This is a genomic window from Kribbella sp. NPDC003557, from assembly GCF_040610805.1.
Lineage (GTDB): Bacteria > Actinomycetota > Actinomycetes > Propionibacteriales > Kribbellaceae > Kribbella.
Genome location: NZ_JBEXMY010000002.1, coordinates 1013018 through 1036624, shown reverse-complemented (window position 1 = coordinate 1036624; position 23607 = coordinate 1013018). Strand labels below are relative to the sequence as shown.

The following is a 23607-nucleotide window of genomic DNA, read 5'->3' as shown; positions in this document are numbered from 1 at the left end:
ATAGCTGCATGCGTCTAGGTTTCGCCACCCTCGGTTGTCCCGGAGCTGCACTCGACGATGTCCTGGCGCTTGCCCAGGACAACAAGTTCACCGGTCTGGAGCTGCGCGCCGCGCCCGACGAGTTCACGCACACCGGGCTGTCCGCGGCCGAGCGGCGTGAGCTGCGGACCCGGATCGAGGACGCCGGCCTGGAGATCTTCGCGATCAGCAGCTACGTGAAGCTGTGCGCGGTGGAGGAACAGCCGCTGGAGGCGCACCTCGAGCTGGCCGCCGATCTGGGCGCGCTGGGCGTCCGCGTGTTCCCGGGCGACGAGGCCGGCGACGGTACGGCGGAGGGGCCGAGCTCCGGTGAGATCCGCGCGCTCGACCGGGTCACCTCCGCGCCGCGCGACGTACCGATCCTGCTGGAGACGCACGACTCGCACTCGACCGCCCGGCAGGTCGCCGCGTTCTGCGCGCTGCTCGACACCGACGTCCCGGGCCACACCGTGAAGGCGATCTGGGACAGCTCGCACACCTGGTCGCACGGCGAGACCCTCGCCGAGTCGTTCGCGCTCCTGCGGCCGTGGCTCGAGGTCGTCCAGTTCAAGCAGGCCGACTCGCGCCAGGAGTACCGTCCGGTCGCGATCGACGCCGGCGACTTCCCGATCCGCGAGCTGATGACCGTGCTCGACGGCACCGACTACCCGCTCTCACTCGAGTGGGAGCTGAAGTGGCACCCGCAGCTGCCGTCCCTGGCCGAGACCCTGCCCGCGGTTCACACCTGGCTGGGATCCGGCGCCGTCAAGTAGCGCGTGATGGTCGGGCCCAGCCACGCGACGGCTCGGTCGGTGGACAGGGTCGCGATCGGCTCGAACGCGAGGATGTAGCGGCACAGCGCGAACCCGAGCGCCTGGGTGGCGATCAGCCCGGCCCGCACGGCCGGCTGGTCCACCGCGGCGCGCTCGAACGCGGGCGCGAGTTGCCCGGCGAACACCTGTCGCATGCGCTCGGCCGCGGTCTCGTTGGTCACGGCCGTCCGGAGCAGCACCCGGAGCGTGTCGTCCTCCTCCCATCGCTCGACCAGGTGCCGGACGAGCACCTCGCCCGCTTGCTCGCGCGGTACGCCGCTCAGATCCGGTAGCCGGACGTCGAACTCGGCCGCCGCCGCGAACAGCTTCTCCTTGGAGCCGTAGTACCGCATGACCATCGCCGGGTCGATCGCCGCGTCCGCCGCGATCGCCCGGATCGTCGCGCGCTCGTACCCGTCCGCGGCGAACCGCTCGCGGGCCGCCGCGAGGATCGCCGCCCGGGTCCGGTCGGACTTCTTCTCCGCCATGCCCAGAGCATATGCCAACACTTGTTGACTTTTCGAACCGACAGCCCTAGCGTAAAAGTCAACAAGTGTTGATAAAGGAGGCGGGACGATGACTCCGCAGCAGGTAGAGGTCGTGGTGGTGGGTGCGGGTCCGGTCGGGCTCGCGGTGGCGGTCGGTCTGCGGCTGCACGGGCACGACGTGCTGGTGGTCGACCAGCAGGCCGAGGGTGCGAACACCTCACGGGCGTGCGTGATCCACCCGCGGACACTGGAGGTCCTGGAGCAGCTCGGGGTGACGAAGCGACTGGTCGACCTCGGCCTGCAACTGCAGGACTTCGCGATCCGCGCCGACGACCGGCTGCTGGTCCCGGTCGGGTTCGCGGACCTGCCGACCGACTACCCGTTCGTGACGATGATCCCGCAACCGGTCACCGAGCGGGTGCTGCTCGAGCGGCTCGAGGAGCTCGGCGGCTCGGTGCTCCGTCCGTTCGCCGCGACCGGCCTGACGCAGACCGCCGACGGCGCCGAGGTCACGCTGGACAACGGCGAGGTGATCCGGGCGCGGTACGTCGTCGCGGCCGACGGTATGAACAGCACGATCCGCGAGCTCGCCGGCCTGCGGATGCCCGGCAACACCCTGCAGATCTCTTGCAGCCTGGTCGATGTGCGCGTCGACGGTGGCCTGCCGGTCGACGAGGTCGCGCTGTACTTCGCGGCCGCGGGGCTGCTCGTAGTGGCGCCGCTGCCGGACGGGAGCTTCCGGCTCGTGGCCGAGGTGCCCGACGCGCCGGAGCACCCCGATCTCGCCTACGCGCAGCGGCTGCTGGCCGACCGTGGCCCGCGGAAGTCGCATCCGACCGTCACCGAGGTGGTCTGGGGCTCGCGGTTCCGGATCCACGAGCGGGTCGCGGATTCCTACCGGGCCGGCCGGGTGCTGCTCGCCGGCGACGCGGCCCACACGCACAGCCCGGCCGGCGGCCAGGGCATGAACCTCGGGCTGCGCGACGCGGTGAAGCTCGCCGACGCGCTCTCGCAGGCACTGGAGGGCGACGACACCGACTTGGACGTGTACGCCGAAACCAGCCGCGAGGAGGCTGTCCGGGTGATCGGGCTGGCCCACCGCCTGACCCGCCTCGCGAACGTCCCGCACGCGATCCGCCCGGTGCGCAACGCCGTACTCAGCCTGATCGGCCGGGTCAGCAAGACCCAGAACGGGCTGGCCAAGCAGCTCGCCGGATTCCCGGAGCGCTAACCGCCGGTGGACTCGCGGATCTCCAGCCGGTACGGGACGCTGAGGTCGCGGTGGGTCGAGCCGGCCCGGCCGGCGATGCGGTCGAGGAGCAGGGTGACGGCGTTGTCGGCCAGCCACTCCTTGTCCGGCGAGATAGTGGTCAGCGTCGGCGAGTGGTACCGGCCGTCCTCGATGTCGTCGAAGCCGACCACGGCGACGTCCTCGGGGACCCGCAGGCCCGCGTCGGCCAGTGTTCGCAGCGCGCCCAGGGCGAGCAGGTCGTTGAAGCAGAACACCGCGTCCGGCGGCTCCGGCAGCGCCAGCAGTTCACGCATCGACGTGGCGCCGTCGAGCCGGTGGTAGCCGGCGGCGGCGAGCTCGAGCGCCGGCTCGTGCGGCATCCCGGCCGCCTTGAGCGCCTTCCGGTACCCCTTCCGCCGGACCGCGCCGGTGCCCGTCCCGCCGACACCGATCGCCGCGATCCGGCGCCGTCCCAGGGAGACCAGGTGCGTGGTCGCGTCGTACGACGCCTGCACCGAGTCGACCGCGATCCGGTCGAACTGGCCGCCGGCCGGTCGCTCGCCGAGCAGCACCAGCGGCTTCCCGGTGTCCGCCGAGGTGAGCTTGGCCGGGGCGGTGGCGAGCGGGGAGAAGATGATGCCGTCGATCAGCTGCCCGCGCATCCCGTCCAGCACGAACTGCTCGGCGGCCGCCTCGCCCTCGGTCTGGTCGATCAGCACGGTGATCCCGCGGCGTTTCGCGGCCCGGCTGATCTCCGCGCCGAGCTCGGCGAAGTACGGCGAACCCATCTCCGGGATCGCCAGCGCGATGAAGTCCGAGCGGCCCTTGCGCAGCGAGCGGGCGCTGACGTTCGGGATGTAGTTCAGGGCGGCGATCGCGGCCTCGACCTTGGCCCGGGTGCGCGCCGTGATGTGCGGGTAGTCGTTGATCACGTTCGAGACGGTCTTCACCGAAACCCCGGCCCGCGCGGCCACGTCGCTCAGCCTGGTCGCCATGCCGAACCTCCTGTCACCGACTTGTCGCCCGAGTGTGCCACCGCCGAACCCTTTACACCGATTGTCAATCGTTGTAGACATCCACGTTAAACGTTGTAAACCGTCCTGTGGAGGTCTTGTGGCCCGGCTCGTGGTGGACCCGGCGTTCGCGGTCGGCGCGCTCGACCGGCGTGTCTTCGGCTCGTTCGTGGAGCACATGGGGCGCTGTGTCTACACCGGGATCTACGAGCCCGGGCATCCCGCCGCCGACGCGGACGGGTTCCGGCAGGACGTGCTCGAGCTGGTCCGGGAGCTCGGCGTGACCGCGATCCGCTACCCCGGCGGCAACTTCGTCTCGAACTACGACTGGGAGGACGGCGTCGGCCCGAAGGACGAGCGGCCGCGGCGGCTCGACCTGGCCTGGCGGGCGATCGAGCCGAACCAGTTCGGCACCGACGAGTTCGTCGCCTGGTCGCGCAAGGCCGGCGTGCAGCCGATCTGGGCGGTCAACCTCGGCACCCGCGGGATCCGCGAAGCGGTCGACCTGCTGGAGTACTGCAACCTGCCGGCCGGCACCGCGCTCGGCGACCGCCGGGTCGCGAACGGCAGCCCGGAGCCGCACGACATCCGGATCTGGTGCCTGGGCAACGAGATGGACGGTCCCTGGCAGATCGGCCACAAGACCGCCGAGGAGTACGCCCGGCTCGCGGAGGAGACCGCGAACGCGATGCGGCGCGTCGATCCGGGCCTGGAACTGGTCGCCTGCGGGTCGAGCAACGCCGGGATGCCGACGTTCGGCGAGTGGGAGCGCGTCGTGCTGGAGCGCACCTACGACCTGGTCGACCACATCAGCCTGCACGCGTACTACGAACCGCACGACGGCGACCAGACGAGCTTCCTGGCCGCCGCCGAGGAGATGGACCGGATGATCTCGTCGGTGATCGCCACCGCCGATCATGTGAAGGCACTCAAGCGCAGCGACAAGGAGCTGACGCTGTCCTTCGACGAGTGGAACGTCTGGTACCAGCAGCACTTCCCCGGCGAGCTCGGACTGCCGATCCGCGAGACCGGGCCGCTGATCGAGGACACCTACACCGTCGACGACGCGGTCGTCGTCGGCAGCCTGCTGATCACGCTGCTCCGGCACGCCGACCGGGTGAAAATCGCTTGCCTCGCGCAACTGGTGAACGTGATCGGACCGATCCGCACCGAGCCCGGCGGCCGCGCGTGGCGGCAGACGATCTTCCACCCGTTCGCCCTGACCGCGCGGTACGCCGGCCCGACCGTGCTGCGGACCGCGGTGAGCGGTGGCCCCGAGATCGAGACGGCCGCCTTCGGCCGGGTCCCGGCGCTGTGGAGCACCGCGACGTACGACGAGACCGCCGGGGAGACCGCGATCTTCGTGGTGAACCGGAGCGAGACCGACAAGATCGACCTGGAGATCCCGGTGACCGGACACGAGGTCCGGCACCTGGCCCTGTACGACGAGGACCGCTCCGCGGTGAACACCGCGGAGGATCCGGACCGGGTCCAGCCCCGGGCCGTCGACGCCACCGAGGTCGTCGACGGTGTCTGCCGTGCCACGCTGCCGCCCGCATCGTGGCACGTGATCCTGCTCAGCAGTTGATTCGAGAGGGGACCCGCCCGTGCCTTCGAAACGACTACTCGCCGCAGCCCTGGCTGTGGTCGCCGTCGCAGCCGGCACCTCGGCCGCGACGGCCGCGCCAGTGGTGACCACGACCAACGCGATCAGTTCCAGCTTCGCCGACACCTTCGCCGACCCGTCGATCATCCAGGGCCGCGACGGCTACTGGTACGCCTACGCGACCTCCGACCCGCTGGTGGCGAACGGCCCGTTCGGCCTGATGCACATGGCCCGGACCAAGGACTTCAGCTCCTGGGAGTACCTCGGCACGGTCTTCAACGACCAGACCAAACCGGCCTGGGCCGCGCCCGGCTCGTTCTTCTGGGCGCCCGACATCCGGTACTTCGACGGCCACTACGTCATGTACTTCACGGTGACCGACACGAATGCCAACCCCGGCGGCGACCCGGCCATCGGCGTCGCGACCGCCCCGACACCGGCCGGTCCCTGGACCGCGACCGACGGTCCGGTCGTCACGCCGAAGCCGGACGGCAACGGCGGCTTCTACGGCACCATCGACCCCGCGATGCTCACCGCCGCGGACGGCAAGCGGTACCTGTACTACGGCGGTTTCTACGGCGGCATCTCCGTCACCGAGTTGAGCGCCGACGGCATGCACGCGGTCGGTGCACCCACGCAGGTCACGATCGGCGACCGCTACGAGGGCTCGTACGTCGTCTACCGCGACGGCTGGTACTACTTCATGGGCTCGTCGATGAACTGCTGCGCGGGCCCGACCACCGGGTACTCCGTCTTCGCCGGCCGCTCCCGCTCGCCGCGCGGCCCGTTCGTGGACGCCGACGGCGCCGCGCTGACCGACTCCCGCGTCGGCGGCACGACGGTCATCACGCAGAACGGCAACAAGTGGATCGGCCCGGGTCACCACGCGTTCATCACCGACGTGGCCGGCCAGGACCACATCGTCTACCACGCGATCGACCGTGGGACGCCGTGGCTGACGAACCCGTTCGGGATCAACCGCCGCCCGATGCTGATCGACAAGATCGACTGGGTCGACGGCTGGCCGCGCACCCGCGCCGGCCTCGGCCCGTCCGAGGGGCCGGTGCCCGCGCCGACCACCGGCTCGTCACTCGGCATCGACTCCACCGATCCGGCCGCCGGCCTCCAAGGCGCGACGAAACAACCCGGCGACTCTGTTGGCGGCCCGACCGCGAGCATTGCCGGCGCCGCCCAAACACGTCAGCCTGCGCCCGCGGGCTCGCTCCGGGTGGAAGCAGACGTCCGACTGGGCAACAGCTTCTCCACGGTTCTGGGCAATCAGGTCGTGGCTACCGTTGCGAACAATCGGCTGACGTTGACGATTGGCCGGCGGACGACGTCCGTGGACCTGCCGGCGGACTTCGATCGCACGCAGTGGAACAAGCTGTCCGTCCAGGTGTCCGGATCTTCGGTGACGGCACGCCTGAACGACTCGGGTCTGGGAGACGTGTACGGCGAGGCGCAGTTGAGCGTGCCGGGGCTGAAGCTCGCGTCGGCGCCGGTGCGGTGGCTGGGTTCGGCGGAGGTGGACAACCTCACCGTCCGTCCGGTGGCCAAGCCGGTGACCAAGCTGGCCGACGTACCGCAGACAGGGGACCTGCTGAGTGGTGACGACTTCAACCGTCCGCTCGGTGCGGACTGGTCGTGGGTGCGGCCGGACGACAAGGCGACCGTTGCTGACGGCAAGCTGTCGTGGCCGTTGGAGAACGCCGACATGACCGGCTCGTCGAACAACGCCGGGCTGCTCTTCCACAGCGTGCCGGCCGGTGACAGTTGGATCGCCGAGACCAAGCTGCACCTCGACACCGGCGCGGGCGACGTCCGCAACTACCAGCAGGCCGGCATGATCGCGTACCTGAACGACAGCGACTTCGCCCGCCTCGGCAACGTGGCGATCTGGAAGACCCGGCAGACGGAGTACGGGCGTGAGCTCGTGGCCCGGCCGTCGGACGGCGCCACGTCGTACGGCGCGGCGGCGATCGGGCGCTCGGCGCCGACGTTGTGGATGCGGCTCGCGTACCACCGCAACGCCGCGGGCGAGCACGTCTACCGCGCCGGGACGTCGGTGGACGGGAAGAACTGGACCTGGGGCGCGTCCTGGGTGCTGCCGGCCGCGGCGAAGATCGGGCTCTACGCCCACGGCGAGTTCACCGGCGCGAACCCGCCGCCGGTGGCCACGTTCGACTACCTGAAGTTCTACGAGAGCAGATAAATGGGATTCTCCAATCCGGTGTACGACGGCAGCTTCGCCGATCCGCAGATCATTGTGGTCGGCAACGATTACTACGCCTTCGCGACCAACGGCCCGCTGGGCAACGTGCAGACGCTGACCTCCCGCGACCTGGTGTCGTGGGAGGCGGTCGGCGACGCGCTGCCGTCGTTGCCGGATTGGACGGCTCGCGGACGGGTGTGGGCGCCGGAGGTCGCCGTGCACGCGCCCGACCGGTACGTCATGTACTACACGTCCCGCGACGTCGCCGCCGACCGGCAGGCGGTCGGCGTCGCGGTGGCGTCCAGCCCGGCAGGTCCATATGTCGACAAATCGATGAAGCCCCTCATCAGCCAGGCCGATGAGGGCGGTTCGATCGACGCGTCGCCGTTCCAGGACTCGACCGGCCGGCGCTGGCTGTACTGGAAGAACGACGGCAACGCGATCGGGGTGGACACCTGGATCTACGTGTCCGAACTGTCCCCCGACGGCCTCACGCTGACCGGCCCGGTGCATCGGCTGATCAAGCAGGACCTGCCGTGGGAGGGCAACCTCGTCGAAGCGCCGTACATGGTCGAACGCGACGGCAAGTTCCACTTGTTCTACTCCGGCAACGCGTTCGACAAGGCGTCGTACGCCGTCGGCCACGCACTGTGCGAGTCACCGACCGGCCCGTGCGCCAAGTCCGGCGACCCCATCCTGTCCACCTCCCCCGACGCCGCCGGCCCCGGCCACAACATGGTCCTCGGCGATTGGTTCGTCTACCACGCCTGGGACCCGACCCAGGTCGGCACCGACCCGAAGGGCCGAACGATGTGGCTGTCCCGGCTGACCTGGGACGGCGACAACCCGGTCGTCCAGCCACCGCTCGGGAACAATCCGACGGAGCCCTGACTTCCTCCGACATCACCTTTCGCGCTTTCTCCGTATCGTGCTTTATGGGGAGAGAGGGGGAGGGCAGATGTCCCGTCCAAGCACCACCCGCGCCGGCCTGGCAGCCGCCGCGGCACTTCTTCTCACGACGGCTTTCGTGCCGCCCGCACAAGCAGCCCTGACGACCGCGGAGGGAACGGTCGCCAGCTGCACCATCGAGATGGGCTCGGTCACCACGGCTGGAGATCACACCGACCGGCTGATTACCGCCGGAACACCGCCGATCGTGCAAGCGTTCCCGAAGCATGTCGGGACCAAGGTCTACCCGCCGGGTCAGGTCCGGCTCAGTTCGTCGTTCGTCCACGACTTCGAAGTAGGGCTGTGGACGGCTGTCGGATGGGTCGTCCAAGGTGATGTTCTGTCGCGCAGTAGCTACACCGTGGAGCCGACGCTCGGCAGCTACATCGATCCGCCGCAGCTGATCCGGATCGGCGGCGGCTGGACGAACTTCCGGCTGGTCGAGACGACCGCGTACATCCCGGTGCAACACGGACCGGTCGTCCGGGAAACGGCGTACGCGCTGCGGAACGACGGCGCGCTGTTCCGCTGGCGGGTGGACGGCCTCGTCTGGCACCGGACGGGAGACGCCGGTGGTTTCTCGGCCGTGAAGACGATGGCGCTGATCAGCAAGACCGCGACGTACGACACCTTCCTGGCGAACACCCGGGGCGGCGCGCTTTATACCATCCGGATCCCGGTCGGCGCGCCCATGAAGCCGGTCGTCCAGCGGGTACGGACGTCGACATGGCAGGTGTTCGAGACGTTGGCCGCCGCGAAGTGCGGGAACTCCGGCGACCTGCTGCTCGGGATCGACAAGGGCACCGGGTCCGGTTACCTCTACGCCGTCGGCCACGCGAACGGCTTGTCCACGGTCATCCGGGGCCTCGGCAAGGTGCCGGCCACGTTCGCGGATCCCGTCGACTTCCGGTGGCGGTTCGACTTCGATCCGCTGAACGGCGATTGACGCAACCTTCCGTTCCGGGCCTGCATCAAGATCTCTGGGAGCGTAGATCTCAGGGAGGGAACGTGAAGGTTCGTAAGGCCGCGTTCAGTCTGGCCGGGGCGATGGTGCTGACCGCCGCGGCGTTCGTGCCGTCTGCGAACGCCGCGCAGACCGGCGCACGTGCCACGACCGAGGCCTGCTCGCTGGGGCTCGGGTCGGTCGACCCTGCTGGCGCCCAAACCGGGGCCACCGTGACCGCCGGCACGCCACCGGCGATGAAGGGGCTCAACCCGGTCGATGAGCCCGTCTTCCCGCCCGGTCAGGTTCGGCTCAGCTCGAGCTGGGTGGTCGAACCCAACGTCGCCGGCTTCGACCGGTCCGGCTACGTCGTGCAGGGCGATGCGCTGTACCGCTATTTCTACAACCGCAGTTTCGGCGACCCCATTGTCAGTCGGATCGGCGGCGGCTGGTCGAACTTCACCGCGTTCGAGGTCTCCTCGTACGACGACAGCGCACGGAAGATCTCACACTTCATGGCGTACGGGCTGCGCAGCGACGGCACGCTGTTCCGCTGGAACGGCGGGTTCAAGAGGTCGGCCCAGTCGGCGCCCGGGTTCTCGTCGGTGAAGTCGATGGCGCTGATCAGCAAGACGGCGACGTACGACACCTTCCTCGCGAACACCCGCGGCGGTGCCCTCTACACGATCCGGATCCCGATCACGTCGCCGCTGAAACCGATCGTGACGCGGGTGCGGACGAGCACCTGGCAGGGCTTCGAGGCGCTGGTCGCGAGCAAGTGCGGCAACTACGGCACGTTGCTGCTCGGCATCGACAAGGACACCAAGAGCGGCTACCTGTACGCGGTCGGCCATGCGAACGGCACGGCGACGGTGATCAACGCCCTGGGCAAGGTCGACGGAACCTTCCCGAATGCCCCGTATTACCGCTGGGGCGTGGTGCCTTACCTCGACCCGCTGAACGGAGACTGAGATGAAACGCTGGGCAGTACTGCCGATCGCCGTACTGATGCTCGCCGGAACCGCTACGGCGCACGCCTCAGGTACGGCGACTCAGCGGACAGCCGCGACCTGTGACGTCGCCCTGAGTTCCTTCGGACCGGAGGGTGACCCGACGACCGGGCTCGGTCCGGTGCGACTGGCCTCGACCTCGACCCAACTGGGCAACGGGTACGGTCTCGACCTCTCCGGCTACGCGGTGTCGGGCGACAGGGCCTACTACTGGTACTACTCGCTCACCAACGAGGCCGAGGTCGATCCGGGTCTGCCGCGCGGTTCCCAGCCCGTCGGTTCCGGCTGGTCGGCGTACAAGGCGCTGGAGGTGTCGCAGTTCGCGGCGAAGGGCGCGACCGCGCGGAACACGGCGTACGGACTGTCCGGCGACGGGACTCTGAGGCGTTGGAGCTTCGACATCAACGTCCCGTGGAGGTTCAAGGCCACCGGTTCGGCGCCGGGGTTCGCGTCGGTGAAGTCGATGGCGTTGATCAGCAAGACCGCGACGTACGACACGTTCCTGGCCAACACCCGCGGCGGCGCGCTGTACACCATCCGCATCCCGGCCAGTTCGCCGATGAAGCCGATCGTCAGGCCGGTCCGGACCCGCACGTGGCAAGGCTTCGAGAAGCTCGTCGCGACCAAGTGCGGTCAGTACGGCACGTTCCTGGTCGGCATCGACTTCGACACCCGGACCGCCTCTCAGTACGCCGTCGGCCACACCAACGGAACGTCCACAGTCATCCTCGGCCTCGGCCGCCGGAGTGGCTCGTTCCCGGCGCGGGCGTACTACCGGTGGGCCACCAATCCCTACGAGCCGCTGAACGGCGACTGACATGAGGCGACTGTTCTCCTTCGTGGGCGCCGCGGCGCTGATCGCCGGTGTGGTCACCGCGCCGGCTGCCCAGGCGGCTTCGGTAGCTTGTTCCCTCGCGCCGGGCTCCGTGCTCGCGAGCGGGGCGCAGAACAACGGTGGCATCACCGTCGGCTACCCGCCGCGCACCGTCGGGCTGCCCGGCCCGATCTTCGACGTCTTCGATCCCGGCGCGGTCCGGCTGAGTACGTCGTTCACGAGTGACGCCCACGACAACTGGGGCGCCACCAACCACGGTTGGGTGGTGGCAGGCGACGCGTTGTACTACCGCGAGTACTCCATCGACACCATGAACGAGATCCGCGCCGACCAGCCGAACGAGACGCGGCGGGTCGGCGGCGGCTGGTCGACCTTCACCGCGGTAGAGGTCTCCGAGCTCACCACCCGCACCACGGGGTACGGGCTGCGCAGCGACGGCACGCTGTTCCGCTGGGGTGTCGTCGCCTGGACGTGGAAGGCGACCGGGTCCGCCCCCGGGTTCGCCGCCGTGAAGTCGATGGCGCTGATCAGCAAGACCCCGACGTACGACACGTTCCTGGCGAACACCCGCGGCGGTGCGCTCTACACGATCCGCATCCCGGTCTCGTCGCCGATGAAGCCGATCGTGAAGCCGGTGCGGACGAGGACCTGGCAGGGGTTCGAGAAGTTGCTGGCGAGCAAGTGCGGCAACTACGGGACGCTCCTGGTCGGCATCGACAAGGACACCAGGACGGCGCACACGTACGCCGTGGGGCGCGCGAACGGGACGGCGACGGTGATCAACCATCTGGCCGCTTCCACGGCCAGCAACGATCCGGTCCACTTCCGCTGGGGCGGCGTGCCGTCGATCGACCCGCTCACCGGCGACTGAGCACCTCGGTCAGGATCGTCAGGGCCTTGTGCAGATCGGACGTCGACGGAGTCGCGTAGCCGATCACCAGCCCTGGCGGTCCTGGCACGGTCCGGCGGTACTCGGACAGCGGCGCGACGACGACGCCGGCCGCGCGGGCCTCGCGCGCGATCCGTAGGTCGTCGACGCCGTCCGGCAGCAGCAGCGTGATGTGCAGTCCGGCGTCCTGGCCGACGACCCGGCCGTACGGCGACAGCACTGCGCAGGTGTGTGTACGGCGGTCCGCGTACAGCCGGCGCCCGCGGCGTACGGCCTGGTCGAGGTAGCCGTCGCGCAGCATGGCGAGCAGCGCAGCCTGCATCGGCCAGCCGGGCCAGTCGCCGGAGTCGGCCCGGAACGCGGCCAGTCGCTCGACCATCGCCTCGGACGCCACCAGCCAGCCGAGGCGGAGCGCGGGGCTGAGCGTCTTCGACAGCGTCCCGAGGTGGACCACCCGCTCCAGGTCGAGCTGGGCGAGCGCGGGCAGCGGCGCGACGTCGTACCGGAACTCGCTGTCGTAGTCGTCCTCGATCAGCAGGCTGCCGGTCCGGCGCGCCCACCGGACCAGCTCGTTGCGGCGGGCAACAGGCAGCCGGCCGCCGAGCGGATACTGGTGGGAGGGCGTCACGTAGACGGCGGCGAGGTCGTCGGTCAGCTCCCCGACCAGCAGGCCGTCCTGGTCCACGCCGACGTCGACGATGTCGAGCCGGTGGTCGCGGGCGGCGACGACCGCGTTCAGGTACCCGGGGTCCTCGATCGCGATCCGGTCGCCCGGCGCGCGCGTGACCGTGAGCAGCAGCCGCAGGCCGTGGACGGTGCCGTTGGTGACGAGGACGTTCTCGGGGCCGCAGGCGATCCCGCGCACCCGGCCGACGTGGTCCGCGAGCGCGGCGCGGAGCGCGGGCAGCCCGGCCGCGTCGTCGTACCCGCGCGGCGGCGACTGGGTGGACACCTCACGCCACGCGCGCCGCCAGCCGGGGTCCGGGGCCGGCGCGATGTACGGGATGCCGGGGCGCAGCGTCAGCAGCTCCGTGCCGGCGTCGGGCCGGGGCTCGACGTGACGGCGTACGGCGGGCTGCAGCGGGACGACATCGGTGACGTAGGTCCCGGCGCCGGTGCGGCCCTCGATCCAGCCCTCCGCGTGCAGCTGGTCGTACGCCGCCTGCGTGACCGATCGCGAGACGGTGAGCTCCCGCGCGAGGTCGCGGGTCGACGGCAGCCGGTGCCCCGCCTGCAGCCGGCCGTCCAGCACCGCCGCCCGGAACTGCTCCGCGAGCTGCAGGTGCAACGGCAGCCCGGCGGTCCGGTCGATCGTCAGCGGCAGCGAACTCTGCACGCCAACTAGGATCGCAGCATGACCATGGCCGCGGAGGACGTGTCTCGTTTCGAGCGGTCCAGGGGTCGGCTCGAGGCGATCGCGTACCGGATGCTCGGCTCGGCCAGTGAGGCGGAGGACGCCGTCCAGGAGACCTTCCTGCGCTGGCAGGCCGCGGACATCGGCCGGATCGAGGTCCCGGAGGCCTGGCTGACGAAGGTGCTGACGAACCTCTGTCTCAACCAGCTCGCCTCGGCCCGCGCGCGGCGCGAGACGTACGTCGGTCAATGGTTGCCCGAACCGCTGCTCGACGGCGACCCGATGCTCGGCCCGGCGGACACCGCGGAGCAGCGCGAATCGGTGTCGTACGCCGTCCTCACACTGATGGAGCGGCTGTCGCCGAACGAGCGGGCCGTGTACGTCCTGCGCGAGGCGTTCGACTACTCGCACCGCGAGATCGCGGAGATCCTCGAGATCAGCGAATCCGCCAGCCAGCAGCACTTCCGCCGGGCCAAGCAGCACCTCGCCGACGGCAAGGCGCGCTCGGAGGTCGACGAGGCCGTGGCCCGGCGGATCGTGGACGAGTTCCTCGCCGCCGCCACCAGCGGGCAGACCGATTCGATCGTGCGACTGCTCACCGCCGACGCGATCTCGGTCGGCGACGGCGGCGGCAAGGTCGCGGCCCGGACCACCGCCGTCGAGGGCGCGCTCGCGGTCGCCCGCTTCCTGCGCGGCATGTTCAAACCGACCGAGGCCAAGCGGCTGTACGTCGGCGGTCCGGCGGAGGTCTACGCCTGGGCGGTCAACAGCGAGCCCGCTCTCGTCGTGGTCGTGAACGGCGAGGTCATCGGGGTCATGTGCCTCGAGGTCACCACCGACGGGGTCACCGCGGTTCGCACCCAGGCGAACCCGGACAAGCTGGCGCGCGCGACCGAGCTGTTCGCCGCGTCCGAGCACGGAGAACCGCTGACGACCATCCTGTGACGTGCTTCACATCCCGCACCTGTCATGAAACGGCGAGCTGCCCGGTTCAAGGGCTGACACCGCATCAGACAGGAGTACGGATATGAAGCACCGCATCGTGGTTCTTGGCGCCGGGTACTCCGGAGCCGTCGCAGCCGGCCGCCTCGCCGCCCGGCTGTACCGCGACGAAGTGAGCATCACCCTCGTCAACGGCGAGACCGACTTCGTGGAGCGCGTCCGCATGCACGAGCTGGCCACCGGCCGCGACCTCAAGCCGCGCCCGCTGGAGCAGGTGTACGCCGGAACCGGCGTCGAGCTGAAGATCGCCAAGGTGACCGGCGTGGACGTCGAGCGCAAGACCGTCGCGCTCGACTCCGGGGAGCTGGAGTACGACACGCTCGTCTACGCGCTCGGCAGCGGCTGGAACTCGCAGGGCGTCCCGGGTGCCGACGAGCACGCGCACCAGATCGCCAGCCGTCCCGGTGCGCTCCGGCTGCGCGAGCGCCTGGCGTCGCTGCAGGCCGGCCAGACAGTGACCGTCGTCGGCGGCGGCCTGACCGGCGTGGAGTTCGTGACCGAGCTGGCCGAGTCCCGGCCGGACCTCGACGTCGCGCTGGTGGTGCGCGGCGCGCTCGGCGACTGGCTGTCGCCCAAGGGCCGCCGGCACCTGCGGAAGGTCGCCGACCGGTTGGGTATCACCGTGCACGAGAACACGGCGGTCGCGCGCGTCGACGCGGACCAGGTCGTGACGGGCGACGGTACGTCGATCCCGGCGGCGGTCACGGTGTGGACGGCCGGATTCGCCGTCCACCCGATCGTGCGGGAGACCGCGCTCGAGGTCAGTGACACCGGCCGGATCGTGGTCGACAAGACCATGCGGTCCGTGTCGCACCCGGACGTCTACGCGATCGGCGACGCGGCGTACGCGATGGGCTCGAAGAACAAGCCGCTGCGGATGTCGTGCGCCTCAGGTCAGCCGATGGCCTGGCAGGCCGCGGACTCGATCGCGGCCCGGCTGACCGGTGGCAAGCTCCCGCACGCCCCGCTGGCCTACTTCAACCAGTGCATCTCGCTCGGGCGCAAGAACGGGCTGATCCAGTACGTCACGAGCGACGACCGCGCCGTCAACGCCACGCTGAGCGGTCGCGTGGCCGCCGTCTACAAGGAGCTGATCTGCAAGGGGGCCGCGTGGGGTGTGGAGAACCCGATGACCGGCCTGCCGGTCCGGCGGCACCACGTGGTCAGCCAGCCCGTCCCGCTGCCCGAATGGACTAGCTGATTCGTCGCGGAATGGCCCGTGCCACCATGCCACTGCACGCGGAACCTGGTTTCATGACCGCTTTGCAGCCGACCGCCCGGACCTCCCTGCGCCGCTCGAAGGAACGCGCCGCCACCGATCGCCAGGCGCTGCACGACGTACTGCTCGACGGCATGTTCTGCCACCTCGGCGTCATCGTGGACAACGATCCATTGGTGCTGCCGACGGCGTACGGCGTGGATCTGGACCGCGGGCCCGACGGAGAGATGTACCTGCACGGCTCGGTCGCGGCCAGGAGCGTGGTCGCGGCCCCGCTGCAGACCGTCTGTGCGACGGTGACGCACACGGACGGCCTGGTGCTGGCCAGATCCGCCTTCCACCACTCGGTGAACTACCGGTCCGCGGTCATCTTCGGCATGCCGCGGCTCGTCACCGATCCGGAGGAGAAGCTGCACGGTCTCAACCGGATCGTCGAGCACCTGGTGCCCGGGCGGTCGCTCGAGGTCCGGCCGCCGAACCGCAAGGAACTCGCGCAGACCTCGGTGCTCGCGCTCTCGCTGACCGAGGCCTCGGTGAAGACCCGCTCCGGGCCTGCCAACGACGAGGAGCGGGACCTCGACCTGCCGTACTGGACAGGCGTGCTCCCGCTCCGGGTCGTGGCCGCCGAACCGGACACCAATCCCGACTGCGACCTTCCGGTCCCCGCCCACGTCCGCACCCGCGCGAAACTCCTGGGCGCACAGTCCTAGGCGACGGTCCCCTTGTTGTAGCTCGACTGAGCCCAGAAGTACCCGACCACCGCGATCGCCACGCACCAGGCCGCGGCGAGCCAGCCGCTGCTGCTGTCCATCGGCGTCCCCAGCAGCAGGTGCCGCAAGGTGTCGATGATCGGGGTGAACGGCTGGTACTCGGCGAACCAGCGGATACCGCCCGGCATCGCCTCCAGCGGGATGAACGTGTTGCTCAGGAAGGGCAGCAACAGGCTGATCGGCAGCACGACGTTGCTCGCGCCCTCCGGCGTCTTGCTGGTCAGTCCCAGCGCGATCGCGAACCAGGTCAGGCCGATGGTCAGGCCGATCAGCAGCAAGGCCGCCAGCAGCCAGTCGGTGAGCGAGGCGTTCGGCCGGAAACCGATCAGGACGGCGAATCCGACCACCAGGGCCAGGCTGACGATCGTCACCAGCACGTTCGCGAGCACGTGCCCGGTCAGCACGGCCGGCCGGAAGATCGCCATCGTCCGGAAGCGGGCCACGATGCCCTCGGACATGTCCATGCAGACGGCGACCGCGGGCGACATCGTCCCGGACGCGATCGACATCAGCAGGATGCCGGGGGTGAGGAAGTCGATGTAGTCGAAGCCTCCCCCGGCGCCGCCCAGGCCGGCCGCGAACGTGTCGCCGAACACCAGGCCGAACAGCAGGATCATGATCACCGGCATCCCGAGGGCGCCGAGCGACAGACCCGGGTAGCGCTGGGCGTGCCGCAGGTTGCGGCGCAGCATCGTCGCGGTGTCTTGCAGTGCGTAACTCATTTCGCCGTCACTTCCTTCGCAGCGGGCTGACCGGTGACGGCGAAGAACACGTCGTCCAGGTCGGGGGTGTGGACAGTCAGTTCGTCGACCTCGAGCGAGGCGTCGTCGATCCGGGCCAGCAGGTCGCGGAGCGCGTGGGCGCTGCCGTCGTTCGGCACCTGCAGGACCAGCGACTCGTGGTCCGGTACGGCGGTCGGCAGCACCCGGCCGGCGAGCGTGAACTCCTCGGGCGAGGTGAACCGCAGCCGGATGTGGCCGCCCGGCGCGAGCCGCTTCAGCTCGTCCGGCGTACCTTCGGCGACCAGGCGCCCGTGGTCGAGGACCGCGATCCGGTCGGCCAACTGGTCGGCCTCTTCGAGGTACTGCGTGGTGAGCAGGACCGTGACGCCGCCGGCGACCAGCTCGCGGATCAGCGTCCACATGCGGTGCCGGCTCCGCGGGTCGAGACCCGTGGTCGGCTCGTCGAGGAAGATGATGTGTGGGCGACCGACCAGCGTCATGGCCAGGTCGAGCCGGCGCTTCATCCCGCCGGAGTACGTCGACGCGAGCTTCTGGCCGGCGTCGGCCAGATCGAACTGCTCGAGCAGGTCGTCCGCCCGGCGGCGGGCCTCCTGTTTGCCGAGGTGGTGCAGGTCGCCCATCAGGATCAGGTTCTCCCGACCGGTCATCAGGCCGTCGACCGCGGAGAACTGGCCGGTGACGCCGATCGCGGCGCGGACCGCGTCCGGCTCCCGGTGCAGGTCGTGGCCGGCCACCCGGATCTCGCCGGCGTCGGCCGTGCTCAGCGTGGACAGGATCTGTACCGCGGTGGTCTTGCCGGCGCCGTTCGGGCCGAGCAGGGAAAAGATGGTGCCTTCGGCAACGTTCAGGTCGATGCCGTCGAGCACGAGTTTCGCGCCGTAGGACTTGCGCAGTCCGCGGACGTCGATCGCTGCTGACATGAGGGATCCTCGGTGGTTTTCGGGCAGGGGGAACCTGACCCGGGACGGTTGACGGGTCTGCTGAGGGAGGATTCGGGCGTGCGTCATCACCCGGGCGCCCGCGACGGGGCTCCGGTGGCGGTGCGGGGTTCAATTAGATGTCGAGGTCCTCGACCGCCGGCTGGTCGGCGGCCTCCTCGACGAGTGCGTAGAGGTCCTCCGGGATCAGGGCCCGGAGTTCGTCGATCGTGTCCACGACGTGCAGGGTGGCCTCGCCCTGCGCCATGCTCCAGGACTGGTCGGTGCTCCAGTTGCCGACCCAGGAGCGCCACCCGGTCAGGTAGCGCTCGTCGTCGGCGTTCTGCTTGAACTGGCTGCGGCGGTCCGCGTGCAGGACGAACTTGCCGGTCCGGCTGCGGTAGACCTTGAAGGCCTCGTAGCCGTCCTTGCTCGACCGGCCGCCCTCCGCGAGCAGTACGCCGGAGAACCGTTGCTTGCGGCCGGTGCCCCGGCCCACCCGCACGGTGATCTCCTCGTACCCCTCGAGCCGGCCCTCTTCCATCTCGACGTACTTGCGCAGTGCGATCGAGATCGCCGAGGACAGGTTGCCGGCGAGCTCCTGGGCCCGCTTGTACAGCGGCAGGTCGTCGTCGGACACGTAGATCGTCTTGTTCGGCATCGCTTGTCTCCTCCTACGTAGAACTATACGCACATGGGTACGCAGATGTCTACGTATAGCTCTACGTAGAAGTGGAGACTCCTTACTTGGCCGGCGAGTACAGCCAGGGCCGCTCGATGTCGTAGAACGTCGGCGGGCCGGCGGCGAGGCTGTTCATCTCGTCCATGTCCGCCTGCAACTCCGGCGGCACCTCTTTCCGCTCGCCCTCGCGGGCCTCGGCCTCGCTGGTGAAGTACATCGCCATCGTGTAGTCGCCTTCGTCGTACATGGCGACCTCGCTGCCGAGGATCTCGGGCCGGAACGCGGCCCACTCGTCGCGGTGCTGACCCATCACTTCCCGTGCGCGCTCCGGGTTGCTGCCGGCGCCCTGCATGATCTGGACGAAGCCGGCCGAGTCCGGATCGCCGTGCACGTCCAGCACGACGTCCTCCGTGTCGTGGAAGGTGGCGTTGCCGCCGCTGAGCAGCGACGTGAACTCGTGCCACCACTTGTCCTGCGCTGGGCTGTCGCTGTTCCGCCGCGCGGCGTCGGCGGAGTCGAAACGAGCCAGCGCGATGAACTTGCCGTCCGCGGTGACACCGGCCGTGGTTCCCAGCCAGCCGGATGCCTCGGGCGCCAGTTCTTCCATCCACCGATCCATCGCCTGGTGCGCTTGGTCGGCGTCGGTGACCTGCCCCTGAATGACCTGAACGAACATGTGAGACCCTCCCCGTCTCTCAGGCCGCTAGTCGGCACTTCGACGTTACGCCCGCCCGCGACACCCGAGCGAGCATCAGCGAACTCGCCAGCACCCCGGTGGCCCCGAGGGTCACCAGGCGTACGTCGGACCGCCACAGACCGAACACGAACCAGCAGCTGAGCTCGGAAGGTGGTGGACAACCGGCGGCTGGCGACCTGAACGGTGTGGAAACCGGGGTGACTAAACCTGACTTATCCACAGATTTGGAGCAGTTTTCGGTGGACTCGGTGGAGAAGTAAGGAATGACCTGGGGACAACTCGGCCGAATCGGTGTGCACAGCTGGGGATACGGGTGTGGATAACTCTCGGGATCCCACAGCGATATAGGTAAGGCTTACCTTAAGGCGGACGGCTGTGGGCATGGGTCAGCCCACGAGGAGCGGACCTCGGCCGGCTGCGCCCGGTGACCGGCTGAGATCTGCCGCAGAAGGTCGGTCAGTGGTCGGTCAGACCCACTGGGTGGAGACGACGAAGCCGACCGCGATCAGGCCCATGCCGATCAGCAGGTTCCAGTTGCCCAGGTCGTCCATCACCGGGATGTCCTGGCCGGCCACATAGAAGACGACCAGCCAGGCGAGTCCGAGCAGCCAGCAGGCCAGCATCAGCGGCGCGACCCACACGCGACTGGTGGTGCGCGGCTTCTTCGGCGTCTTCTCCGCCTTGACCTTCTCGGTCTTCTTCTTGTTGCGACTGCTCGACTCGGGCACGACTGAACTCCTTGTAAGGACGCATAAGCTGACCGCAGCAGGACCATGGTTCGGGTCCGGTCCGGGTTAGCGTAGTGCAGAGAGCAATATGGAGATCACGGGTGCGTAGGTTGAGGCGGATTTCGTTGTGGCGCGCGGGCGCGCCACTGGCGCTGCTGTGCGCCGGTCTGCTGTTCGCGACCAGCGCCACCAACGCCCGGGGCACCGACCTGCGACCCAGCCGTAACACTACGCTCGCGGGCCTCGTGGAGGAACAGAGCCGCCGCAGCGCCAGCCTGGTCCGCCAGCACGCGGCCCTGACCCAGGACATCGAGAAACTGCAAGCACAGCAGGGATCGATCGACCCCGCGCTGGCCAAGCAGCTCAAGGACCTGTCGGACGCCGTCGGCACCACACCGGTCACCGGGCCGGGCCTGACCGTCACGCTCAAGGACGCGCCGTCCGAGGTCGTCAAAGAGAACCCGGACGTCGATGCCGACTGGCTGGTGATCCACCAGCAGGACATCCAGGCGGTGGTGAACGCGCTCTGGGCCGGTGGCGCCGACGCGATCTCGATCCAGAACCACCGGGTCATCTCCACCACCGGGATCAAGTGCGTCGGCAACTCCGTCGTCCTGCACGGCGTCCCGTACCTCCCGCCGTACAAGATCACCGCGATCGGGGACCGGCGGAAGCTGCAGAAGGCACTCGATGACTCGCAGTACATCGAGAACCTGCAGGACTACGTGGTGAAGTTCCAGCTCGGCTACGACGTGAAGAACGAGTCGTCGATCTCGATGCGGGCCTACGAGGGCACCCTCGACCTGCAGAGCGCCACCGTCCCCGGCTTCGACCGCACGCCGTCGGTCAGTCCCACCGCCTCGGGGAGATAGCTGTCACAATGGTCCGCATGCCGCGGATCCTTGTCGTCGACAACTACGACTCCTTCGTCTACAACCTGGTGCAGTACCTGCAGCAACTGCAGGCCGACACCACGGTGCTGCGCAACGACGAAGTCACCCCTGACCAGGTCGGCGAGTACGACGGTGTGCTGCTCTCCCCCGGGCCGGGTACGCCGGAAGAGGCCGGCGCGTGCGTCGACATCGTCAAGGAGAAGGGCCGCGACATCCCGATCTTCGGCGTCTGCCTCGGCCTGCAGGCGATCGGCGTCGCGTACGGCGGCGTCGTCGGCCGCGCGGACGAACTGCTGCACGGGAAGACCAGCCAGGTGTTCCACGAGGGCGCCGGCGTCCTGTCCGGCCTTCCGTCGCCGTTCACCGCGACCCGGTACCACTCGCTGGCGATCGCGCAGGACAGCGTGCCGAACGAGTTGCAGGTGACCGCGCGGACCGAGGCCGGCGTGATCATGGCGGCCCGGCACCGCGACTTCCCGGTCGAGGGCGTGCAGTTCCACCCGGAGTCCGTGCTGACCGAGGGCGGCCACCGGATGCTCGCCAACTGGCTCGAGATCTGCGGCGACCCGGACGCGGTCGCCCGCTCGGCCGGCCTGGCCCCGGTCGTCAGCTAGCCACCCCGGAAACAGAAGAACCCCCGGAGCCGTCGCTCCGGGGGTTCTGTCGTCTCAGCCGCCGATCGTGATGCCCGGCGTCGTCGGGTTCGACGGCGGTGGGCTCTCCGACTCGTTCGGCGTGCTCGGCGGGTTGCTCGGCTGCTCCTGCAGCTTGTTCACCGTCAGGGTGATCAGCGAGCCCTTCGCCGCCTTCGTACCGGCCTTGACGGACTGCGCCAGCACGTTCCCTTCGGGGGCGTTCTGGTCGTTGCCGAAGGTGTACCCGACCTGGAAGCCGGCCTTCTCGAGGGTCAGCTTGGCGTCGTCGTAGGTCTGGGTGACGACGTTGGGTACGTCGACCTCGGTCTTGCCGCTGGAGATCGTCAGGGTGAACTCCTGCCCCGACGGGTACTGCGCGGTCGGGTCCGGGCTGACCGCGATCACGGTGCCCTTCTTCTCCTCGCTGTCCTGCTCGACCGCCTTGTCCTTGACCTTGAACTGGCCCTTGGCGTCCTCGAGCGCCTTGCGCGCCTTCGACTCCGACAGCCCGATCACGTCCGGCACCGAGAATGCGGTCTGCCCGGCGGACACCACGACGTTCACGGTCGAGCCCTGCTCCGCCTCGGTCCCGCCTTCCGGCGTCTGGCGGATGATCAGGCCCCGGCCGACCGTGTCGCTCTTCTCGGACACCGACGAGACCTTCAGGCCCTGCTCGGTGAGCAGCGCGGTCGCGTCGGCCAGCGACTTGAGCTTCAGGTCCGGCACCGTGACCTTGGCGGGCGGTGTGGCGGTCGTGCCACCGCCGGCGGTGTCGTCCTTGTTCATGTTCGAGAACAGGGCGTACGCGCCGACCGCGACCGCGACGATCGCGAGACCGAGCAGGAAGTACGCCAGGCCGCGGTTGCGGCGGGAGCGCGCGTCCTGCGCCTCGTCCAGGTCGTCGCCGTCCGGGGGCAGCAGGTCGTTCGCGGCGGTCTGCCGGTACTGCTGGGTGGCGGCCGTCGCCGCCAGCGCGGTGGGGGCCATCGACCGGGTCTCCGCGACCGCCGCCATCGGCGCGGTCACCTGCTGGCCGGCCAGCACCCGGTGGATGTCGGCGCGCATCTCCGAGGCGCTCTGGTACCGCTCCTCGCGGCTCTTCGCCAGTGCCTTCAGGACGACCGCGTCGACCTCCGGCGGGATGTCGGGGTCGAACGACGACGGCGGCAGCGGCTGCTCCCGGACGTGCTGGTAGGCCACCGAGACGGGCGACTCGCCGACGAACGGCGGCCGGCCGGTGAGCAGTTCGTACAGCAGGCAGCCGGTCGAGTACAGGTCGGAGCGCGCGTCCACGGTCTCGCCGCGGGCCTGCTCCGGGGACAGGTACTGCGCGGTGCCGATCACGGCCGCGGTCTGGGTCATCGTGGAGGACGTGTCGGCGACCGCGCGGGCGATCCCGAAGTCCATCACCTTGACCTGGCCCTGCGGGGTCAGCATCACGTTCCCGGGCTTGATGTCGCGGTGCACGATGCCGGCCCGGTGGCTGTAGTCAAGGGCCTCGAGCACACCGGAGGTGATCTCCAGCGCCCGCTCCGGCATGATCTTGCGGCCTTCGCGGATCAGGTCCCGCAGGGTCTTGCCGGTGACCAGTTCCATCACGATGTACGGGATGGTGACGCCGGAGCCGTTCGGGTCCGGCTCCTCGCCGGTGTCGTAGACCGAGACGATCGTCGGGTGGTTCAGCGAGGCGGCCGACTGGGCCTCCCGCCGGAACCGGGCCTGGAAGGTGGCGTCGCTGGCCAGGTCGATCCGCAGCCGCTTGATCGCGACGCTCCGGCCGAGCCGGTTGTCGACCCCCTTGCGGACCTCGGCCATGCCGCCGCGGCCGAGCGGTTCGCCTTCTTCGTACCGGCCGCCGACGAGACGTGCCTGCGATGTCATGACCTCAGCCTTCCAACCTGTCTGCGTTAGACACGAAAACCACACTCAACTTGCCCACGGTAGCGGCCGCCACACGCGGAT

Annotated in this window: 23 protein-coding genes; 14 read left to right on the top strand and 9 right to left on the bottom strand. The window is 69.4% G+C overall.

Annotated elements, in window-relative coordinates:
• Positions 1 to 8 precede the first annotated feature (8 nt).
• Entirely contained in the window at positions 9 to 791 is a 783-nt protein-coding gene (locus tag ABZW60_RS10920; RefSeq protein WP_355475565.1) for a TIM barrel protein, read from the top strand.
• On the opposite strand, the gene ABZW60_RS10915 is transcribed toward ABZW60_RS10920, so the two are convergent.
• Positions 758 to 1318 (bottom strand): TetR family transcriptional regulator, encoded by a 561-nt coding sequence (locus ABZW60_RS10915; protein WP_355475564.1) that lies wholly within the window; start codon positions 1316 to 1318, stop codon positions 758 to 760. The two genes, ABZW60_RS10920 and ABZW60_RS10915, sit on opposite strands and share 34 nt — an antisense overlap.
• An 88-nt stretch (positions 1319 to 1406) precedes the next feature.
• On the opposite strand from ABZW60_RS10915, the gene ABZW60_RS10910 reads away from it, so the two are divergent.
• Complete coding sequence (locus ABZW60_RS10910; RefSeq protein WP_355475563.1) at positions 1407 to 2549, top strand: NAD(P)/FAD-dependent oxidoreductase; 1143 nt, start codon at positions 1407 to 1409, stop codon at positions 2547 to 2549.
• Here the strand turns inward: ABZW60_RS10910 and ABZW60_RS10905 are convergent.
• Positions 2546 to 3544 carry a LacI family DNA-binding transcriptional regulator gene (locus tag ABZW60_RS10905; RefSeq protein ID WP_355475562.1) on the bottom strand — a complete coding sequence of 333 codons (999 nt, stop codon included), beginning with the start codon at positions 3542 to 3544 and terminating at the stop codon, positions 2546 to 2548. The genes ABZW60_RS10910 and ABZW60_RS10905 overlap by 4 nt on opposite strands.
• Positions 3545 to 3662: 118 nt before the next feature.
• Here ABZW60_RS10905 and ABZW60_RS10900 point away from each other — a divergent pair, with 118 nt between their 5' ends.
• The 7 genes from ABZW60_RS10900 to ABZW60_RS10870 all read left to right on the top strand — a co-directional run bounded on the left by ABZW60_RS10900 (position 3663) and on the right by ABZW60_RS10870 (position 11987).
• Complete coding sequence (locus ABZW60_RS10900; RefSeq protein WP_355475561.1) at positions 3663 to 5150, top strand: alpha-N-arabinofuranosidase; 1488 nt, start codon at positions 3663 to 3665, stop codon at positions 5148 to 5150.
• Positions 5151 to 5169: 19 nt separating this feature from the next.
• On the top strand, positions 5170 to 7380 hold the full coding sequence (locus ABZW60_RS10895) for a family 43 glycosylhydrolase (RefSeq protein ID WP_355475560.1): 2211 nt from the start codon (positions 5170 to 5172) through the stop codon (positions 7378 to 7380).
• Positions 7381 to 8271, top strand: coding sequence for a glycoside hydrolase family 43 protein (locus tag ABZW60_RS10890; RefSeq protein ID WP_355475559.1), 891 nt, complete (start codon positions 7381 to 7383; stop codon positions 8269 to 8271).
• A 67-nt stretch (positions 8272 to 8338) separates the two neighbouring features.
• Positions 8339 to 9274, top strand: coding sequence for a hypothetical protein (locus ABZW60_RS10885; RefSeq protein ID WP_355475558.1), 936 nt, complete (start codon positions 8339 to 8341; stop codon positions 9272 to 9274).
• A gap of 62 nt (positions 9275 to 9336) precedes the next feature.
• Positions 9337 to 10242, top strand: coding sequence for a hypothetical protein (locus tag ABZW60_RS10880; RefSeq protein ID WP_355475557.1), 906 nt, complete (start codon positions 9337 to 9339; stop codon positions 10240 to 10242).
• Between the two features lies 1 nt (position 10243).
• Positions 10244 to 11098 carry a hypothetical protein gene (locus ABZW60_RS10875; protein WP_355475556.1) on the top strand — a complete coding sequence of 285 codons (855 nt, stop codon included), beginning with the start codon at positions 10244 to 10246 and terminating at the stop codon, positions 11096 to 11098.
• Position 11099: 1 nt separating this feature from the next.
• Positions 11100 to 11987, top strand: coding sequence for a hypothetical protein (locus tag ABZW60_RS10870; protein ID WP_355475555.1), 888 nt, complete (start codon positions 11100 to 11102; stop codon positions 11985 to 11987).
• On the opposite strand, the gene ABZW60_RS10865 is transcribed toward ABZW60_RS10870, so the two are convergent.
• On the bottom strand, positions 11974 to 13341 hold the full coding sequence (locus tag ABZW60_RS10865) for a PLP-dependent aminotransferase family protein (protein ID WP_355475554.1): 1368 nt from the start codon (positions 13339 to 13341) through the stop codon (positions 11974 to 11976). The two genes, ABZW60_RS10870 and ABZW60_RS10865, sit on opposite strands and share 14 nt — an antisense overlap.
• Positions 13342 to 13359: 18 nt before the next feature.
• Between ABZW60_RS10865 and ABZW60_RS10860 the strand changes: the two genes are divergently transcribed.
• The 3 genes from ABZW60_RS10860 (at position 13360) to ABZW60_RS10850 (ending at position 16290) form a co-directional block, all read left to right on the top strand.
• Positions 13360 to 14304, top strand: coding sequence for an RNA polymerase sigma-70 factor (locus ABZW60_RS10860; RefSeq protein WP_355475553.1), 945 nt, complete (start codon positions 13360 to 13362; stop codon positions 14302 to 14304).
• 82 nt (positions 14305 to 14386) lie between these two features.
• Positions 14387 to 15562 (top strand): FAD-dependent oxidoreductase, encoded by a 1176-nt coding sequence (locus ABZW60_RS10855; RefSeq protein ID WP_355475552.1) that lies wholly within the window; start codon positions 14387 to 14389, stop codon positions 15560 to 15562.
• A 53-nt stretch (positions 15563 to 15615) separates the two neighbouring features.
• Positions 15616 to 16290 (top strand): pyridoxamine 5'-phosphate oxidase family protein, encoded by a 675-nt coding sequence (locus tag ABZW60_RS10850; RefSeq protein WP_355475551.1) that lies wholly within the window; start codon positions 15616 to 15618, stop codon positions 16288 to 16290.
• Here ABZW60_RS10850 and ABZW60_RS10845 read toward each other — a convergent pair.
• From ABZW60_RS10845 to ABZW60_RS10825, 5 genes are all read right to left on the bottom strand, one after another.
• Complete coding sequence (locus ABZW60_RS10845; RefSeq protein WP_355475550.1) at positions 16287 to 17072, bottom strand: ABC transporter permease; 786 nt, start codon at positions 17070 to 17072, stop codon at positions 16287 to 16289. The two genes, ABZW60_RS10850 and ABZW60_RS10845, sit on opposite strands and share 4 nt — an antisense overlap.
• A complete protein-coding gene (locus ABZW60_RS10840; protein ID WP_355475549.1) occupies positions 17069 to 18013 on the bottom strand; it encodes an ATP-binding cassette domain-containing protein in 945 nt (314 codons plus the stop codon). The genes ABZW60_RS10845 and ABZW60_RS10840 overlap by 4 nt, the downstream gene beginning before the upstream one ends.
• Before the next feature lie 133 nt (positions 18014 to 18146).
• Positions 18147 to 18671 (bottom strand): EXLDI protein, encoded by a 525-nt coding sequence (locus ABZW60_RS10835; RefSeq protein WP_355475548.1) that lies wholly within the window; start codon positions 18669 to 18671, stop codon positions 18147 to 18149.
• Positions 18672 to 18753: 82 nt separating this feature from the next.
• Positions 18754 to 19368, bottom strand: a complete 615-nt coding sequence (locus ABZW60_RS10830) for a hypothetical protein (protein WP_355475547.1) — start codon at positions 19366 to 19368, stop codon at positions 18754 to 18756.
• Positions 19369 to 19856: 488 nt separating this feature from the next.
• A complete protein-coding gene (locus tag ABZW60_RS10825; RefSeq protein ID WP_355475546.1) occupies positions 19857 to 20117 on the bottom strand; it encodes a cell division protein CrgA in 261 nt (86 codons plus the stop codon).
• 101 nt (positions 20118 to 20218) lie between these two features.
• Between ABZW60_RS10825 and ABZW60_RS10820 the strand changes: the two genes are divergently transcribed.
• Entirely contained in the window at positions 20219 to 20989 is a 771-nt protein-coding gene (locus ABZW60_RS10820; RefSeq protein WP_355475545.1) for a DUF881 domain-containing protein, read from the top strand.
• A 17-nt stretch (positions 20990 to 21006) separates the two neighbouring features.
• Complete coding sequence (locus tag ABZW60_RS10815; RefSeq protein ID WP_355475544.1) at positions 21007 to 21624, top strand: aminodeoxychorismate/anthranilate synthase component II; 618 nt, start codon at positions 21007 to 21009, stop codon at positions 21622 to 21624.
• A gap of 54 nt (positions 21625 to 21678) precedes the next feature.
• Here ABZW60_RS10815 and pknB read toward each other — a convergent pair whose 3' ends face one another.
• The gene (gene pknB, locus ABZW60_RS10810) at positions 21679 to 23526 is read right to left on the bottom strand and encodes a Stk1 family PASTA domain-containing Ser/Thr kinase (protein WP_355475543.1); all 1848 of its coding nucleotides are present in this window, start codon (positions 23524 to 23526) and stop codon (positions 21679 to 21681) included.
• Positions 23527 to 23607 lie beyond the last annotated feature (81 nt).

Excerpts from the sequence above, each read along its gene's own strand:
- ABZW60_RS10840 (WP_355475549.1), bottom strand. The coding sequence starts at position 18,013 with ATGTCAGCAGCGATCGACGTCCGCGGACTGCGCAAGTCCTACGGCGCG.
- ABZW60_RS10850 (WP_355475551.1), top strand. The coding sequence starts at position 15,616 with ATGACCGCTTTGCAGCCGACCGCCCGGACCTCCCTGCGCCGCTCGAAG.
- ABZW60_RS10885 (WP_355475558.1), top strand. The coding sequence starts at position 8,339 with ATGTCCCGTCCAAGCACCACCCGCGCCGGCCTGGCAGCCGCCGCGGCA.
- ABZW60_RS10860 (WP_355475553.1), top strand. The coding sequence starts at position 13,360 with ATGACCATGGCCGCGGAGGACGTGTCTCGTTTCGAGCGGTCCAGGGGT.
- ABZW60_RS10915 (WP_355475564.1), bottom strand. The coding sequence starts at position 1,318 with ATGGCGGAGAAGAAGTCCGACCGGACCCGGGCGGCGATCCTCGCGGCG.
- pknB (WP_355475543.1), bottom strand. The coding sequence starts at position 23,526 with ATGACATCGCAGGCACGTCTCGTCGGCGGCCGGTACGAAGAAGGCGAA.
- ABZW60_RS10890 (WP_355475559.1), top strand. The coding sequence starts at position 7,381 with ATGGGATTCTCCAATCCGGTGTACGACGGCAGCTTCGCCGATCCGCAG.
- ABZW60_RS10830 (WP_355475547.1), bottom strand. The coding sequence starts at position 19,368 with ATGTTCGTTCAGGTCATTCAGGGGCAGGTCACCGACGCCGACCAAGCG.
- ABZW60_RS10875 (WP_355475556.1), top strand. The coding sequence starts at position 10,244 with ATGAAACGCTGGGCAGTACTGCCGATCGCCGTACTGATGCTCGCCGGA.
- ABZW60_RS10920 (WP_355475565.1), top strand. The coding sequence starts at position 9 with ATGCGTCTAGGTTTCGCCACCCTCGGTTGTCCCGGAGCTGCACTCGAC.
- ABZW60_RS10870 (WP_355475555.1), top strand. The coding sequence starts at position 11,100 with ATGAGGCGACTGTTCTCCTTCGTGGGCGCCGCGGCGCTGATCGCCGGT.
- ABZW60_RS10855 (WP_355475552.1), top strand. The coding sequence starts at position 14,387 with ATGAAGCACCGCATCGTGGTTCTTGGCGCCGGGTACTCCGGAGCCGTC.
- ABZW60_RS10910 (WP_355475563.1), top strand. The coding sequence starts at position 1,407 with ATGACTCCGCAGCAGGTAGAGGTCGTGGTGGTGGGTGCGGGTCCGGTC.
- ABZW60_RS10905 (WP_355475562.1), bottom strand. The coding sequence starts at position 3,544 with ATGGCGACCAGGCTGAGCGACGTGGCCGCGCGGGCCGGGGTTTCGGTG.
- ABZW60_RS10815 (WP_355475544.1), top strand. The coding sequence starts at position 21,007 with ATGCCGCGGATCCTTGTCGTCGACAACTACGACTCCTTCGTCTACAAC.
- ABZW60_RS10845 (WP_355475550.1), bottom strand. The coding sequence starts at position 17,072 with ATGAGTTACGCACTGCAAGACACCGCGACGATGCTGCGCCGCAACCTG.
- ABZW60_RS10835 (WP_355475548.1), bottom strand. The coding sequence starts at position 18,671 with ATGCCGAACAAGACGATCTACGTGTCCGACGACGACCTGCCGCTGTAC.